This window comes from Nostoc sp. XA010 (assembly GCF_020829625.1).
Taxonomy (GTDB): domain Bacteria; phylum Cyanobacteriota; class Cyanobacteriia; order Cyanobacteriales; family Nostocaceae; genus Nostoc.
In genome coordinates, this window is sequence record NZ_JAIVFX010000015.1 from 72,316 (window position 1) to 87,986 (window position 15,671).

Consider the following 15,671-nt stretch of genomic DNA (forward strand, 5'->3'; position numbering starts at 1 on the left):
GTATATCTTTACTGTGATTGTAGTCTGGAAGAATGCTTAGACATAGCCCGTCATAGACATCGCACTAACGCTACAACGGCGTAACCTATTAGCTATGTAGAGTGAAACTATCAATTAAGTCAGAGGTGACGTAATAATCACCTCAACCTATTGTTTACTTGCACATAATGCCAATTCATTCAAAAAAATAGATCGATCAATCATGCACAGGGTTAAGGCCAAATCCTCTTCTATTACGCAAGTCCAACCAACTTTGCGCTTAGTTCCCACATGCGATCGCCTTTTTCATCATCGCGGGCTTGAGGAGAGACCTTTTGAACAAAGGACTTGCCATCTTTCTTCTGGCGATTTCCCCAACTCCAATAAGCACCAGATTGATTGTATTCAGGTTCGGCAACTACCGCAGCAACCCGTTCTCCTGCCAACTCCTGAGACACATATCCCCCAGTGATGTACTTCTGGAATAATGGGAAAATTTTCTGAAATAGGGGATAGTGGTTTCTAAATAGCGGCGTTTCTGCAACACATCCCGGATAGAGAGAGCTGAAGGCGATACCTGTTGACTCGTGATAGCGCCGATGCAGTTCCCGCATAGTCAGCACGTTGCAAACCTTGCTGTCTTTGTAAGCTTTGACGGGTTCAAACTTCTTGCCGTCAATCATTGAGATTGGCTCTTTAAATCCTTCTGCAAACCCTTGCAAATCGCCCAAGTCGGGACGCGGCGGAATCTTCCCACCCAGTTCGTCTGGATTGTGGGTGACAGTTCCTAAAATTACGAGCCTTGGCTCTGAAGATGACTTCTTCAGATCCTCTAGCATTAGGTTGCACAAAAGGAAATGTCCGAGGTGATTTGTGGTGACAGTTAACTCGTAACCTTCTGGACTGCGTAAAGGCTCCTTTATTAAGGGCATATAAATTGCGGCGTTGCACACCAAAGCATCTAGAGAGTTGCCGCTTGCTCGAAAGTTATTCACAAATTGTCGAACGCTTTCTAAAGAGCCAAGATCGATATGCATGATAGTGTAGCTACCCTGGTGGGGGATTCCTACAGATTGGGCTGCAAGTTGAGCCTTCGCTATATCCCTACAAGCCATTACTACATACCATCCTCTTTCAGCAAGAGCCTTGGCAGCGTACAAACCGACCCCCGAAGAGGCACCTGTGATTATAACCGTTGGCTTGTGATGTTGTTCCATTATGTTGAGCCTCCATTGACTGTCTCTAGGATCTCACACCAGTGAGCCATCATTGTCACCAGCTTTTTCAATGCTGGATTAACCTGAACTAACCCGTACTCCAAATAAGTACTCTTAATTTTTTACTCTCGTTTTGAGAGACTATAGAAGTAATTGATTTTTTATTGAAAAAATATGGCAAAAAAGCTAGAAAGAAATGCATTTAATTGCAATTCGCAAGCTTCGCACTGATACCGCTCAGTATCGCGATTTCAAGAAACAGATTGACAACTGGTATGCAACTGTGAAAAAAACAGAATGGCAGAACTTAGAGGACGTTCGTAAGATTTACAAGGATGCTGAAGCAGTTGGAAACTTTACTGTTTTCAATATCAAGGGTAATGATTATCGCCTAATTGTCGGTATTGATTATGAAGACCAGGTAGTTTACTACAAATACTTTCTTACACATACTGAATACGATAAAGGCAAATGGAAAAATGACTTTTACTTTTGACGAAACTGCTTATCGCAATCTGCTAGCTGAAGTTGCTCCCAAGCTAATTGAGACGGAAGAGGAGTATGAACGTGTGTTGACAGTGGTAGAGCGTCTAACCTTTGCGAAAAATCGTACTCCAGAGCACCGAGTTTTACATAAATTGCTGGTGAAGCTGATTGAAGTATATGAAACACAGAACTACCTGATGGATTTATCTGTACCTCATGAGATACTTCAACACATCATGGAAGCAAGTGGAACCCGCCAAGCTGACTTGGTAGGGGTTATTGGATCAAGCGGTGTAGTGTCTGAGGTTGTTAATGGTAAGCGTTCGATTAGCAAGGCACAAGCCAAAATGCTTGGTGATTACTTCAAGGTTTCACCTAGCCTATTTATCTAAGCCTCAATTTAAAGCGTGTGGGAATACCGTTTTTGGTACACCAAAGTAGTGATGTAGTTTTAGTAAGTTGGCTAGGGGCTTTCTTGCATTGCCTTCAAGGAATTCTCAGACCGCGCTATACCCCCACCCAACACTAAACTAATTTCTATTATTTAACTAATCAACTTTCAGCTTTGCCAATATCTCTAAGCGTTTAAGATAATTCTTCATATATTCAGGACTCTCTGTTGGAACACAACCATCGTTATACAAGTAAATTCTGTCTGTATTTGAATCACTATTGCAAGAGAGCTTTGCTACTGTTGCTGAACCTATACCTTTCAATTCAACGCTAATAGGATAGTCTTGATACTCGATGTGTTCCCTAGTCTTAAAACCAACTGGCTTGTATTCCCTATTAAGGACTACCTATCGTCCATCAGGTTGTTTTTCAAGGCAATAAGGAAGAAAGACTGATCTGAAGTCGTTAAGCGCCATATCGTTTTCCTTGGCTGCAATATTACACTTTCTGCCCTAGTGATATCACTAATACCAGTTTTTTTCCAAGATAATAGCTGCGATTCAAGGACAGTTAGGTTCTTGTCACTAGCTCAATGATTTATAGTCATGTTTTTAATCGAGGTGGACGAGGTGGTTACAGTCCCCTCGATTCATTGTGCAAGGGAGATCAGAAGATTTATTACCTCCAGTTAATACTTCCGCTCTTTTGGCTCAAACATAGTAATCGCCACAGGACGATATTGAATGTCAATTCCCGCAGGTGAATAGTAAGCCATTGTGTGTTTGAGGAAGTTGGTATCATCTCGCTCAGAATAATCTTCGCGGAAATGAGCGCCACGACTCTCTTGGCGATTTAAAGCTGATGCCAAAATAGTCTGTCCCACTACCATCAAACTTCGCAATTCCAAAGCTTCCACAAGTTCCGTATTCCAGCAACTACCTTTATCATCTAAATAAATTTGAGGATATTGCTGTTGGATTTCTTCTAGTTTGTGCAACCCTTCACTCATTAATGCCTCAGTGCGGAAAACACCGCAGTAATCAGTCATACAATCCTGGAAAGCTTGACGAACTTGGTTAATGCGATACTGTCCTGGTTGTTCTAGCAAAGCTTGGATTTGTTGCTGGGCTTCCGTTACATATCGTTGCTCATCTACAGAGGGCAACTTGCGTTTTTGGACAAATTGCGCGATCGCAGCCCCGGTTCTCTTGCCATAAACGACACATTCCAGCAGAGAATTACTCCCTAAGCGATTAGCACCATGTACGGAAACACAAGATGTTTCGCCAGCAGCAAAGAAGGCATCAACTAAACCATCACCACTACTGCGGACTTGCCCATCAGTATTAACCGGAATACCACCCATACAATAGTGAATTGTCGGACGGACTGGCATAGGTTGAGTTACTGCGTCAACACCTACCAAACGGTGTGCTTCTTCCCAACAGAAGGGGACGCGACTCATAATTTTTTCTTTGCCCATGTGGCGTAGATCGAGATAGACAAAGGGGCCCCCAGCACTACCGTCGAGATGAATACCACGTCCGGCGCGAATTTCGTAAGCGATCGCTCGTGAGGTAATATCACGAGGAGCCAGTTCCATGCGACTGGGTGCATAGTTCGCCATAAAGCGATCGCCTTCACTATTTATCAGATACGCCCCTTCACCCCGTACTGCTTCTGAAATCAGCACCCCTACCGGATATAAACCAGTGGGATGAAATTGGACAAATTCCATATCTTCTAAAGGCAAACCTGCGATCGCAGTCATTGCCAAACCATCACCCGAAGAAGCGTAATCATTAGAGGTGGTGTTATAAACGCGACCATAGCCCCCTGTGGCAAACATCACCGCCTTGGCTCGCACCACCTCTATATGTCCATCCAAAAGATTGAACATTACCACACCCTTCGCCTCATTTTCTTCTAAAATGAGACGCATCACATACCATTCTTCATAAACTTGCACTCCATAACGCCGCAAATTGTTAACCAATTCGTGCAAAATTGCGTGACCGGTCTTATCAGCCGCGTAGCAAGTGCGATTGTGGGAATGTCCGCCAAAAGCCCGTTGAGCAATGCGCCCATCGGGTAAGCGAGAGAACAAAACGCCCATGTGTTCCAAGTCAATTACCACATCTGGCGCTTCTTGGGCGAGAATTGCCACAGCATCTTGGTCTGCCAAGTAATCAGAACCCTTGATAGTATCAAAAGCATGTGCTTCCCAAGTATCTGCTGAATCAACATTTTTCAACGATGCAGCCATACCACCTTGAGCCGCCACCGAGTGCGATCGAATTGGGTGTGTTTTGGCAACCACAGCAATATTTAAATTAGGGTCAGTGCGGGCAATTTCTACAGCAGCCCGACATCCCGCCAATCCACCCCCGACAATAATCACATCGTGTTCTAGCATAATTAGCCCCTAATTGCAAACCACTGCTGTTCTATTGTAGAGACGGGATTAATCAGACAGTGCGTTGCATCTCTACAAAAAAAATCCCTGCCTATAGATCAGGGATTTTATTACAAATTTTGAAATTAGGAGGGAAAAGTTAAAAATGAAGAGTTAGGTCTTCACTTATAACTCCTAACTCCTAACTCCTAACTCCTAACTCTTCAGCTAGTCGCTTGTACAGGTTGTTGTTGAGACACATTACCTGGCATGGGTTCCATTTTGGTTTCAGGCCCTACAGGAGTGAGTTCAATATGATTTAACAAGGTAGTGACAAACGCAAACAACAAGAAAGGTAGCGATAACAGAACGACCAGACCCGCTGTTGCTAAAGCGTACACGGGTCGCTTGGCACCCATTAGCGCCAAGGCTGATGCCAAACTTAGGGTAATTGTAATCAACCAAACAATTATTTGACCGTAGATATCACCGAAAGTCAGGGTACAGACAAACCGATACTTTTGAATATTATTTCCGATCATCAAATTTGCCTCAAGTCTCTCCTAATAGGTTCTACGTTAGAACTATGTTTGCTTTGTAGACAATTTCTAAATATTTTTGCAAGCTTCGTAATATAACTTCACAATCAACTTTTTTTGTTACAAAGCGCAATTTCTAGTACAGCATGACGGAAATAGACCAACCATCCGCTACTGTAAGCCTTTCTTTGGTAGTCGCTACTTGGAATTCTCCTCTTCTCTTGTACTACGGAGTTAGCACAAAAACTAAGAGAGCTAGTACGGCACGGCGTAAATAGAGCAACCATTTAAAATCCCTAAAGAGCTTATTCCATAATACTTTTGACTTTTGACTTTTGGCTTCCGGCTTGCGGTACTAGGTGTTGATATAGGCTAAGTTTTTTGTTAAAAGTTTTCGCAATCCTAATCAACTCCTTAACAAATAGGCTCTTTGCCTAAAGCAAAAATTATTTTTGTCATCTGCCAAATTCCAGATATTTAGAATATGGTATTTAATTTTTTGATAGTAAATATTAACTAGATAAATCCCGTAAAGTCCGAATGGAAAAACCAATTTTTTGATGTTAAATTTTGAGTATTGCCCGAATTTGTTGACTTTTAATCAACAAAAGCCTTTATTTTTCGTGGCGATATTGTTTTAGGAGTGAACGTGAATACTATTTTTTTTCGTAAAGGTGTTTTTTGGTTATCAAGTATAACTGCTCTTACAGTCCTGAGTAGCGGCTTATCCGCGAGTGCCCAGACAGTGGATAAGGTCAGCAGTCAGCCATTAACCGAGCCTTCCGCAACCGTAGCCTCTCACAACGAGTTTAGTACAGAACTTGACACTGTAAGCCAAAATTTCTCTACAGAAACAATTGAAACATTTACAGCAACAAATTTAGCTAAGGTACAGCAGTCCCCAAACCCTGCGATACAGGAAAACGCCAGTGTAACGCCTACACCCATTCCAGGCACAGTGGCAACCTCATCTGCAACGCTTACCTCTGAGTTTGTGCAACCGACTTCTCAAACTACTTCTCAACCATCTGCTACCAAAGTAGCGCAATCAGATATTGATTTAGGTACAACTACCCGTGGCGGTAGCAGCTATATTGGCGTTGCTGCTAACATTGGTTTGAGTGGTGGTGAAACGTCTTTGGGCGACGGTAACTTCGCAGTAGTCAGCAAAATCGGACTGACAAATTCTATATCGGTGCGACCTTCAGCCGTATTTGGGGACAACACTACAGTTCTAGTTCCGATCACCTATGATTTTACGTTCAAGTCAGCAGATGCTTTTAGCGAACCGTTAGCGATCGCACCTTACGTTGGAGTGGGTGCAGCTTACAAAACTGGTGATGATTCGCAATTAGGCTTTTTAGTAGCTGGTGGCATTGATGTGCCTCTAACCCCTCAATTCACTGCAACGGCTGCTGTGAATGCCGGATTTTTCGATGAAACTGATATAGGCTTATTGTTAGGAGTTGGTTACAACTTTACTGGCTTTTAAGAGTTAGGAGTTATGAGTTAGAAGTTAAGAGTTAGTAATGTTTCACTTATAACTCCTAACTCCTAATTCCTAACTTTCTATTTAGGGGTAACTTTATCAATTACCTTGATTTTGCCATCGTCTCCTACTGTCCAAACATCATAAACACCGACGACATCGCCGTTAGCATCAACATCAACGTTGCCACTAGCTCCTTGATAGTTAATCTTTTTACCATCTTTAAGTAACTTCAATCCCTCGCAGACATCGGTAACTTCCGTGCCAGTCCCATCAGCCACTTCACGGATTTTGCTGGCTATACCAACGCCTGTATTTTGTTTAGCAGCTTGTGCAGCCAACGTCAATAAAGCAGCCGCATCCCAAGCTTGAGGAGCGTATTCTCCTGGCGCACCACCCTTTTTATCCTTCCACAGCTTGGTAAAAGCTTCTAGTGCTTTACCATCGGAACCAGGTACTGTACCGATCGCTCCAGTTAAAATGAATTTATCACCATCTTTGCCAACTTGTTCGGGAAAAGTAGGTGATTTCACCCCATCTGTCAGCAAAATTTGCACTCCCTTTGTCACACCTTGCTGATAGGCGGCTTTCAGGAACAGACTACCAGTTTCAGCATAAAGTACAGCTAGGACTGCATCTGGTTTACCAGCAAAAGCAGCAGCCGCTTCTGTATCAAATGTCTGGGCTTTTGGATCGTAGCGAACAGGCTTATCTTTATTAACTATAGTTCCACCCAATTTTTCAAAAGTTTGCACAAATGCTTTTTCAAAGCCAACGCCATAGTCGTTATTAATCACGACTGTAGAAACTCGCTTGAAACCTTTTTTTCTGGCAAGTTGGGCTAAAGCTAGTGCCTGGTAGGTATCAGGGGGAGCAGTACGCGCCCAAAAGCCTTTATAGTCGCCTTTTTGGGCCTTTTCAGTAAAGACAGGACTGGTACTACCAGGGGAAACTAGCATGACTTTATTCGGTGTAGCAATGGAGACTGCTGCACTAGAAACGCTACTGGCAAAGGAGCCAACTACACCTGCCACTTTATCTAAAGTTGCAAGTTTGGTCATACCGGCTGCACCCGCTCTGGGGTCGGTTTGGTCGTCTACTTGCACTAAGGTAACTGGTTCACCATTCACCCCACCACAAGCGTTAACAGTATCAACGAGTAAAGGGACAGAACCTAGCATTTGCTGTCCAACAGAAGCTAAGTCGCCTGTTGTCGGTAGCAGGGAACCAATTTTTAGCGCTTTATCACTGCTTGTAGTAGTTGAGTTTGCTGCTGGGGTAGCGGTATTTCCGGTGTTAGCTGTGCCATTGGGAGTACTATTATCACCACAAGCCCCAACTAGGAACCCAATTGCTAGAGTAGCTATACTGAAGGTTAAGGCGGCACTAATTTTTCTCATAAGTAACTTTGACTCCTCAAATATTTAGGAGCCTAAAAGTAAGATTCAAACTAGATTTTTAAATTAGCTGTATCTTATCAGGACTCCAAAAGATAAATCATATCATCCATCTTTGGGAGTAGAAATATTTACACTAGATTATTATTGTTCCACACAGAACATACTCTGTGTATCAAAGCTGTCTATCAAAGCCTGGAAAACGGAGAGGGAGGGATTCGAACCCTCGGTACGGAGTTGCCTGCCGTACAACAGATTAGCAATCTGCCGCTTTCGACCACTCAGCCACCTCTCCATGACTCACGAATATCAATGTTATCAGATTTGTTTGGGAGAGTCAATAGTCATTAGTCATTGGTCATTGGTTATTTACAAAACCCTGAGGACTAATGACTAATTTTTTAAAGGACTTGCGATCGCATCCAAGCCAGGGGCAAAGTGCGTAACTTTTTCCACTGGGGAACGTAAGCCCGTTGACTGAACACATCATAATCGTTGCGTTCAATCACCTCCAAAATCTGACCGTACAGCATTGATGCTGCCCACACAGGCCAACGGGCATCAGATGCTAAATAAGTAATTCCCTGGTCGGATGTGCTATAGAATTGGCGGGCCCGTTCGATTTGAAAGCGCATCAGCGCCCGCCAACGATCATCTACCACACCTTTGAAGAAGTCTTGCTCGGTGTAGTTGAATTTTGCCAAGTCCTCAAGGGGAATGTAGATTCGCCCCCGTTTGGCATCTTCTCCCACATCCCGCAGGATGTTGGTGAGTTGATTGGCAATTCCCAGAGCGATCGCTTCTTCTATGGGAACATAAGGTTGTTTGTTCTGCTGCCACGGAGCGGTGTATATGGTGCTATCTACACCCATAACTGCTGTAGACATTAAGCCAACAGTGCCAGCAACGCGGTAACAGTAGAGGTATAAATCCTCAAAGGTTTCATAACGACTGCGATATAAATCCATGCGCTGACCGGCAATCATATCCCGAAAGGGCTGAATGTCCATCGGAAAGCGCTGGAGGGTATCAGCTAAAGCGACATCGTAATTTTCTAATGGGTGTCCCGCAAAAATCGATTCCAGCTGCTGTTCCCATAGGTCTAGGGTTTCTGGCGTGGTAATAGCAGATGCGGGCCCATCTACCAATTCATCTGTACGGCGACACCAAGCGTAAATTGACCAAATAGATTGACGTTTTACCGGACTCATGAGCAAAGTACCCAGGTAAAAAGTCTTGGCATACTTTGCTGTGAGATGCCGACAAAGTTTGTATGACTCGTCTACAGAGACCAGCGTTTTCATGCGCGGGGGGGAATCAGGCAGTTGCAGCATTCGTTGCGGGCGGTCGGGTGAGCGTTTGCAGGTTTGAGGAATTTGCTACCGGGAGAGCCTCAGAAATTGCCTGCGCTGTCAGCTTACCAGAAAGTACGGCACCTTCCATACTGCCTAAGTAGCGTTGCATGGTATAACTTCCGGCGAGATAGAAGTTGGCAATGGGCGTAACTTGTGCTGGACGGTACTGTTGACGACCAGGGGTCGCTTTGTAAACTGAACGCGGCGTTTTCACCACATGAGATTTCAGCAATGTTGCTGGATTGTCTCCCCCAAAGTGGTCGGGGAAAAGTTTTTCCAACTCAGCAAGCGTTGCAGCCACAATCTCCTCATCAGATTTGGCAATCCAATCTTTTGCCGGAGCTAGAACTAATTCCAGCATTGAGCGATTGGGGTTGGCGTATTCACGGCAGGTATTGCTCATATCAGCATAAACGCTTAGGAGGGGCGATCGCGAAAAAAGCAAGTGATCAATTTCTGTAAGTTTCCGATCAAACCACAGATGCAGGTTAATCACTGGTACTCCTTCCAAGCCTTCTAGCTTCTTGAAAAACTCCATCAGCTTCCAAGGTTTAGGCAACATGACCTTCAGAGGGTCAACCGACATGGCAGATACATACGAATCTGCTGTGATAACTTCATCTTCTGCCCCATTTAAGCCCCGAATCAAGTATCCTTTCACCGTGCCATCGGCGTTGAGCAAAATTTCTTTCAAGGGGGCATTCAACCGCACTTCTCCACCGCGCTCTGTGATGTAATCTACGATTGGGCTGCATAGACGTTCTGTGGGAGAACCATCCAAAAATGCAATCTTGGAGCCATACCGTTCTTGCAGAAAGCGATTCAGTGCAGTTAACAGAATCGTTGCTGAAACTTCATCAGGATTGATAAAGGTGAGTGCTTTACATGCGGCGATAAAAACGTCACTAGTTACTCGCTCGTCAACACCTTGCCTTTTCAACCACTCTAAGAAGCTGTACTTGTCCATGTCTTCAACATACTTTTGACCCCGAACCACTGCTGGAAGTAGGCCAACTGCAAATCGAATCTTCTGCTCCCAAGTCAACATGTCTTTGTTGCGAAGAATCGATGCAATCACGTTGAAAGGAGATGGAATATCCGGAACATCAAAACGTGAGAGTGTCCCAGGCTTGTCTGGTTGATTGAAAATCAACGTATGATCTTTCCACTGGAGTCTGTCTTCAATGCCCAACTCCTTGAGCAATTGGAGCATATTCGGATATGCCCCAAAGAAGGCGTGTAACCCGGTTTCGTACCAGTCGCCGTCAGAGTCTTTCCACGCCGCAACAAGACCACCCAATACGTCCCGGCTTTCCAAGACAATGGGAGTGTGACCTGCGTCCGTGAGATATTTCGCGCAGGAAAGTCCTGCTAGACCAGCACCCGCGATCGCTACTCGCATTTAACCCTAATGCCCTTCAATATTTCTTAATGGTTTTGTCGATTCTCATTATACGTTGCAAACCGTAACATTTGGCAGTTATTGTGCGATCGCTCTCCCAAAAAACTTTTGCCAAAGGGAATTTTACTTACGCGCACCTACCTAACAAAATTGCCAACACCATTGTGAATAATAGGTTTTGGCGAACAATTCATCTAGATTTATATGCAGGAAATTTAGGGAAACAAAAGTAATTCCTTTGAGTGAAAATAAGTAATCTCAAACGTGGTATTAAACTAGTTGATTTCTTTGGGAATCAGTGTATCTACTCTGAAAAAATATCTAGGGTAGTGCTTAAAGATTACTAGTTGATTCTCTATCAAATTTCCTTCGATGGATATATTGACAATGGAAAAATCAAGACTAATTTAGGACTTACACACTTTCTACAATGAGCATAAAAACCTTCCTTTGAAAGCTTCTCACTCGCCATAAGGATGTAGGATAAAAGTTTATATCCTTTAGATTGAACAACTCAGTTGTTTACCGCAGAACTTATAGATAAAAAATTATGAGTGTATCGCAAGAGCTAAAACGCTTTGGACATCACCTGATTTTGGGTATTTCCGGCACTACATTAAGCGATGATGATAAACGCGCACTCAGTGAATTAAAGCCGATTGGGGCGATCTTTTTTGCTAAAAACTTTTTGGATAGCACCCCATATCAGGTTTGGCTAGAAAGCTTCAAAGATTTAAACAATCAGATACGAGAATATACTGAACGTGATTCGATGTTTATGACTTTGGATCATGAAGGAGGTCGTGTCATTCGTACACCACTGCCGATTACGCGGTTTCCTCATGCGTTGTTGCTGCGATCGCACGCCCGCGAAGTAGCAAAAGCCACAGCAGTAGAACTTAAATCACTAGGAATAAATTTATCTTGGGCACCTGTAGCAGATATTTTTTCCTATCCCCACAACCCCGTGATTGGGCCTCGCGCCTTTGGTAACACTCCCGAAATTGCTGCAAAAGATGCTCGTGATTACTACCTTGGACTTCAAGAGTCAGGAATCTTGGGATGCGCCAAACACTTCCCCGGACATGGAGACACTAGCAAAGACTCTCACATTGAGCTACCAATACTGAATCTAACTTTAGAAGACCTGCGACTTCGAGAACTTATACCTTTCAAAGCTTTAATCGAAGTACAGATTCCTTTGATTATGACTGCCCATATTTTATTTCCTAAGATAGATGCTGATGTACCAGCAACGCTTTCCCAGGCTATACTCAAAACCATACTTAGAGAGGAACTTGGCTTTGAAGGAGTGGTTGTATCTGACGACTTAGATATGAAAGCGATCTCAGATATGTTTATTAAAGCTGGTACTGTGGCGCGGTCATTTCATGCAGGCTGCGACTTGTTTATTGTCTCGCGTAATATTAATTCATCATCTATTGAAAGAACTTATCAGATTGCTGAAGATTTTGTTGATTCCCTCAGCAAGGGTAGCTTAGACGAATCAGTAGTGGAAGCAGCAAGAGAAAGAATCGATAAACTACTGGCAGTAACGCCGCAATATCCCGTATATGCTCTGGATAGAGATATATTATTGCAACACGCTCAACTAGCGATTGCTAGTTCCTATTCATAATGGGTGGTATAGGGGTCGAACCTATTTCTGCGGGTTAAGAGCTATCTGCACAGCCGTTATGCCAGCCACCCTAGTTAATTGAAATAATAAATGAGCAAGTGCGATCGTATATTTTTTACATTGCAAGCCTTACACCAACACTAGATATAAATCCACCTGGGAGGTACTGCCCCTCCTATTTCTGTGTTATCAGCACAGCGCCTCGCTTTTCGGCTTCAGGTGGAAAAAGAGGAAGATGGAGGAATCGTAGCTTGTTTGCCGTAGGGTACCCCTACAGTTTGCTGTACCCTGGTTTTCAAGACCAGTTGCCGTCCATACACTTCGAGAAGGCTTCGCCTACAGCAGCATCTTCCATTCAAGGGTGCCTGACGGGACTTGAACCCGCTATGACTGGTTCCACAAACCAGCGCCTCGACCACTTTGGCTTCAGACACCATCAGAATCTTCGCCTTCAAAGGGCGCTATGTTGCCAATTACACCACAGGACTTTATTGCCAGGGCAGGGTTTGAACCTGCAACCTCATCGTTCAGAGCGATGCGACTTACCAATTCGTCCACCCGGTAATGAATGGCTGCCTCAGTAGGACTCGAACCTACAACCGCGCGGTTAACAGCCGCTTGCTCTACCATTGAGCTATGAGGCAACGAAGCCCCCCAGGTCGGAATCGAACCGACGGCCTCCTGTTTTTCAAACAGGCGCTAACTACCAACTGAGCTACCGGGGGATAGAAAAAAGATCATGTAACGAGAGCGGAGGGATTTGAACCCTCAAATCTTCAGTTTCGTAGACTGAGATGTTATCCGATTACACCACACTCTCAAAGCGGAGAGAACAGGATTTGAACCTGCGATCGCATCAGAGGTCAGGACGGGATTTGAACCCGTGCTAATCGGTTTTGCAGACCAACGCCTTACCAACTTGGCTACCTGACCATTTGGGAGTCCCGACGAGATTCCCACTCGCAATCTTCAGTTTGAGAAACTGACGGCTTAAACTATTCGCCTACAGGACTGCAACCAGGGTGACGGGATTTGAACCCGCAACATTTCCGCAGACAACGGAACGCTCTAGCCAGTTGAGCTACACCCCGATTTTTTTGAATCTGTGCCTAAACTTTTAGATTTTTAGGCACAGATTTGTTGGTGAACTTGCCCATTTCTTATTCAGTTTTCAAGGTTCAGAAAAATTACTTTTAGCTGTTAGTAACTGTTAGGGAAACAACCGAAACTCTAGGTAGCAAGCCTGTTGTGTATTACGGATGTATTCTGTGGTTTTGCTGAGTGCAAACTCAAAACTTTTTTGGTTGATTGCCTCTACTTCTGATGGTTTCCAAGTAAGAGCGGCTTTCTTGGCTGGAGATTCTGGTTGATTCCAGCGCCTCTGTTTTAGTTGTATGTAGAACATGACTTTGACCCTTGAGAAGCTTTGTCTTTCGCCTCACTACATTTATACTACAAAATACTACAAGAGGTGTCAAGGGGTTTCAGAAAAATTTTTTGAAATTGTCTAGAAAAGCTTCTGCACTTATATCTGAGCTTGCTAAACCCTCTGAAAAATCACACTACAGCTTATGATTGGGTGAATCTTTAAAAGTCTGACGTGACAGACAACTTCTTGAAGCGACAACAGATAATTAGTTTTGTCGCGATTGCCTCTACGATTACAGCTTGTAGTATTACCCCACAACTGGAGTTGAACAAGCCTTTAAGCAAAATCCATCCTGCACAAGTTCAAGCTCATCCAGCAAAGGGCCAAATTAATGCCCAACTACCGCCAGCCAAAGTAGAAAACCCTACCTTTACAGTCCCAGCTAAATTTCAGGGAAAAACTAGTTTATCAGGTGCATCTCAGGAATAATGAGAAGGTATTGCTCTAGGCATTGATGATGGGTCTTAGCCGAAGACAACCCTAGAAATGCTGGATATCCTGAAGCAAAATAAACGGGGAGAAATTTTACTCCCCGAATTTCAGATTTTAAATTTTGAATTTTGGATTGAATAATCTAAAATCCAAAATTGAGTCACCCGACTATTTCATTTATTCGCTCATGACAGAGGCACAAGCTTGAGATTCTTGCCAGAGTTTGTGCAAAAAGAACTCAGCGCGATCGCTCATGGTGGTGAAAAACACACCTACAGCATCCTTAGAACTATCTAATAGCCAAGAACCCCGCAGGATGACTTCCATATATTCGGCATCACAGGCAGAGAGGGCAATAATTTCTCCTTCATTCCTTTTTACCTCAGCCTTAAGCACTTCTACTCCTGGTAAATCAACAGGAAGCAAAAAGGAAGCGGTACTGGGTTCAATGCATAAACTTTGCCCAACTCGCAGGGCTAAAATCACTCGCTGCGCTACCCATTCTTCTAGCGACAGAGTGAGACATTCCAAATAAAAGCTGCTTTCAGTGTAAGTTAATTTCAGCATTCCTTATGCTCTCCTGTTATTCCAGGCTTCCTTGCATATCTATCCAAAACTGTTCGGCAAAAGAAATCGCAGGGTGGATTGGTGCTTTTGGTTTGGTACACAGTTGCATACCAGCTTCAAACAAGGTGCGATAACCTTTACGGGAGTTACATTTCTCACAAGCTGTGACTACGTTATCCCAAGTGTGAGAACCGCCTCTTGATCGCGGTATCACATGATCTAGCGTTAGATGTTTGCCGCTACCGCAGTATTGGCAAGTGTGATTATCTCGTCGCAACACTTCGCGCCGATTCACTGGCGGAACTTTCCACATCCGCTCATTAGAAGTAATTGTTAAGCGAATGTGTTTTGGCACATCAATTACCAAGTTGGGTGAGTGAACTCGCCATCCGGCTTCTGTGGTAAAACCTAGCGGTTGAGCTTTATCTGTTAGTAACAGCACAATTGCCCGCTTGATATTGATCCGACACAGTGGCAAGTAATTTTGAGAAAACACCACCACAGATTGCTCTAACACTTGCATTGCGTTCGCGCCGCGCATTGTTCGCGCAGCGTCTCGCAGAGAAGATATCGTCACAGCTTAACTCCTTATAAAAAAACCCCCGCTTCAAGTTTTCGGTGAAGCGGGGGTTAGAATTGACCGGAAAATTTTCTGGTCTTATATCGGTACAGTATTCCTTTGTCTGTACCCCCCGCTTTGTTGATCTAGTTCTCGTTTTGCAATCAGCGCACTAATGCTGAGATGTCTAAAGTCATAATTACCCTCTGTGATTTGCCCATGATTTCGGCTACCATCGCCCATAAATAAATACTCCACTTCCATAGCAGCCGATTCCCAATTGGTTCGGCAATTGGTGGCGCACAAAATTGAAGTAGAGATAGGGTAAATGGATTTCACAGAAAATTTCACCTATTGAATATCGCTTTAAACATACTACACTTGTATTACTAT

The 15,671-nt window shown here is 43.8% G+C and carries 15 protein-coding genes and 9 tRNA genes; 5 read left to right on the forward strand and 19 right to left on the reverse strand.

Annotated elements, in window-relative coordinates:
- Window positions 1–233 precede the first annotated feature (233 nt).
- Window positions 234–1,196, reverse strand: coding sequence for a protochlorophyllide reductase (locus LC608_RS21195; protein ID WP_229555399.1), 963 nt, complete (start codon window positions 1,194–1,196; stop codon window positions 234–236).
- A gap of 196 nt (window positions 1,197–1,392) precedes the next feature.
- Here LC608_RS21195 and LC608_RS21200 point away from each other — a divergent pair, with 196 nt between their 5' ends.
- Complete coding sequence (locus LC608_RS21200) at window positions 1,393–1,692, forward strand: type II toxin-antitoxin system HigB family toxin (protein ID WP_229555400.1); 300 nt, start codon at window positions 1,393–1,395, stop codon at window positions 1,690–1,692.
- On the forward strand, window positions 1,676–2,074 hold the full coding sequence (locus LC608_RS21205) for a type II toxin-antitoxin system HigA family antitoxin (protein ID WP_229555401.1): 399 nt from the start codon (window positions 1,676–1,678) through the stop codon (window positions 2,072–2,074). Before LC608_RS21200 ends, LC608_RS21205 begins: the two co-directional genes overlap by 17 nt.
- Before the next feature lie 689 nt (window positions 2,075–2,763).
- On the opposite strand, the gene LC608_RS21210 is transcribed toward LC608_RS21205, so the two are convergent.
- Both LC608_RS21210 and LC608_RS21215 read right to left on the reverse strand, forming a co-directional pair.
- On the reverse strand, window positions 2,764–4,491 hold the full coding sequence (locus LC608_RS21210) for a succinate dehydrogenase/fumarate reductase flavoprotein subunit (protein WP_229555402.1): 1,728 nt from the start codon (window positions 4,489–4,491) through the stop codon (window positions 2,764–2,766).
- Between the two features lie 203 nt (window positions 4,492–4,694).
- On the reverse strand, window positions 4,695–5,012 hold the full coding sequence (locus LC608_RS21215; RefSeq protein WP_196523800.1) for a hypothetical protein: 318 nt from the start codon (window positions 5,010–5,012) through the stop codon (window positions 4,695–4,697).
- 646 nt (window positions 5,013–5,658) lie between these two features.
- Between LC608_RS21215 and LC608_RS21220 the strand changes: the two genes are divergently transcribed.
- The gene (locus LC608_RS21220) at window positions 5,659–6,501 is read left to right on the forward strand and encodes a hypothetical protein (protein WP_229555403.1); all 843 of its coding nucleotides are present in this window, start codon (window positions 5,659–5,661) and stop codon (window positions 6,499–6,501) included.
- 77 nt (window positions 6,502–6,578) lie between these two features.
- On the opposite strand, the gene LC608_RS21225 is transcribed toward LC608_RS21220, so the two are convergent.
- The 4 genes from LC608_RS21225 to pds form a co-directional block, all read right to left on the reverse strand.
- The gene (locus tag LC608_RS21225) at window positions 6,579–7,898 is read right to left on the reverse strand and encodes an ABC transporter substrate-binding protein (RefSeq protein ID WP_229555404.1); all 1,320 of its coding nucleotides are present in this window, start codon (window positions 7,896–7,898) and stop codon (window positions 6,579–6,581) included.
- 200 nt (window positions 7,899–8,098) lie between these two features.
- Window positions 8,099–8,190: transfer RNA gene (locus LC608_RS21230), tRNA-Ser, on the reverse strand.
- A 106-nt stretch (window positions 8,191–8,296) separates the two neighbouring features.
- Window positions 8,297–9,229: a 15-cis-phytoene synthase CrtB gene (gene crtB, locus LC608_RS21235; RefSeq protein WP_229555405.1), complete on the reverse strand. Its 933-nt coding sequence runs from the start codon at window positions 9,227–9,229 to the stop codon at window positions 8,297–8,299.
- Window positions 9,213–10,652 (reverse strand): 15-cis-phytoene desaturase, encoded by a 1,440-nt coding sequence (pds, locus tag LC608_RS21240; protein ID WP_229555406.1) that lies wholly within the window; start codon window positions 10,650–10,652, stop codon window positions 9,213–9,215. Before pds ends, crtB begins: the two co-directional genes overlap by 17 nt.
- Before the next feature lie 550 nt (window positions 10,653–11,202).
- On the opposite strand from pds, the gene LC608_RS21245 reads away from it, so the two are divergent.
- A complete protein-coding gene (locus LC608_RS21245; protein WP_229555407.1) occupies window positions 11,203–12,291 on the forward strand; it encodes a glycoside hydrolase family 3 protein in 1,089 nt (362 codons plus the stop codon).
- Between the two features lie 360 nt (window positions 12,292–12,651).
- Here the strand turns inward: LC608_RS21245 and LC608_RS21250 are convergent.
- The 9 genes from LC608_RS21250 to LC608_RS21290 all read right to left on the reverse strand — a co-directional run bounded on the left by LC608_RS21250 (window position 12,652) and on the right by LC608_RS21290 (window position 13,696).
- Window positions 12,652–12,725, reverse strand: a tRNA-His gene (locus tag LC608_RS21250).
- 57 nt (window positions 12,726–12,782) lie between these two features.
- Window positions 12,783–12,855, reverse strand: a tRNA-Gln gene (locus LC608_RS21255).
- A 5-nt stretch (window positions 12,856–12,860) separates the two neighbouring features.
- A tRNA-Asn gene (locus tag LC608_RS21260) sits at window positions 12,861–12,935 on the reverse strand.
- A 6-nt stretch (window positions 12,936–12,941) separates the two neighbouring features.
- Window positions 12,942–13,016, reverse strand: a tRNA-Phe gene (locus LC608_RS21265).
- 20 nt (window positions 13,017–13,036) lie between these two features.
- Window positions 13,037–13,111, reverse strand: a tRNA-Arg gene (locus LC608_RS21270).
- A 40-nt stretch (window positions 13,112–13,151) separates the two neighbouring features.
- Window positions 13,152–13,224 (reverse strand) — tRNA-Cys (locus LC608_RS21275).
- 3 nt (window positions 13,225–13,227) lie between these two features.
- Window positions 13,228–13,304, reverse strand: a tRNA-Glu gene (locus LC608_RS21280).
- Between the two features lie 4 nt (window positions 13,305–13,308).
- Window positions 13,309–13,382, reverse strand: a tRNA-Asp gene (locus LC608_RS21285).
- Window positions 13,383–13,501: 119 nt separating this feature from the next.
- A complete protein-coding gene (locus tag LC608_RS21290; RefSeq protein WP_229555408.1) occupies window positions 13,502–13,696 on the reverse strand; it encodes a hypothetical protein in 195 nt (64 codons plus the stop codon).
- 195 nt (window positions 13,697–13,891) lie between these two features.
- Between LC608_RS21290 and LC608_RS21295 the strand changes: the two genes are divergently transcribed.
- Window positions 13,892–14,149 (forward strand): hypothetical protein, encoded by a 258-nt coding sequence (locus LC608_RS21295; RefSeq protein WP_229555409.1) that lies wholly within the window; start codon window positions 13,892–13,894, stop codon window positions 14,147–14,149.
- Between the two features lie 180 nt (window positions 14,150–14,329).
- On the opposite strand, the gene LC608_RS21300 is transcribed toward LC608_RS21295, so the two are convergent.
- The 3 genes from LC608_RS21300 to LC608_RS21310 form a co-directional block, all read right to left on the reverse strand.
- Entirely contained in the window at window positions 14,330–14,719 is a 390-nt protein-coding gene (locus LC608_RS21300) for an alr0857 family protein (protein ID WP_229555410.1), read from the reverse strand.
- A gap of 16 nt (window positions 14,720–14,735) precedes the next feature.
- Window positions 14,736–15,242: an HNH endonuclease gene (locus LC608_RS21305; RefSeq protein WP_229555478.1), complete on the reverse strand. Its 507-nt coding sequence runs from the start codon at window positions 15,240–15,242 to the stop codon at window positions 14,736–14,738.
- Window positions 15,243–15,377: 135 nt separating this feature from the next.
- Window positions 15,378–15,629, reverse strand: a complete 252-nt coding sequence (locus LC608_RS21310) for a hypothetical protein (RefSeq protein ID WP_229555411.1) — start codon at window positions 15,627–15,629, stop codon at window positions 15,378–15,380.
- Window positions 15,630–15,671: the final 42 nt, after the last annotated feature.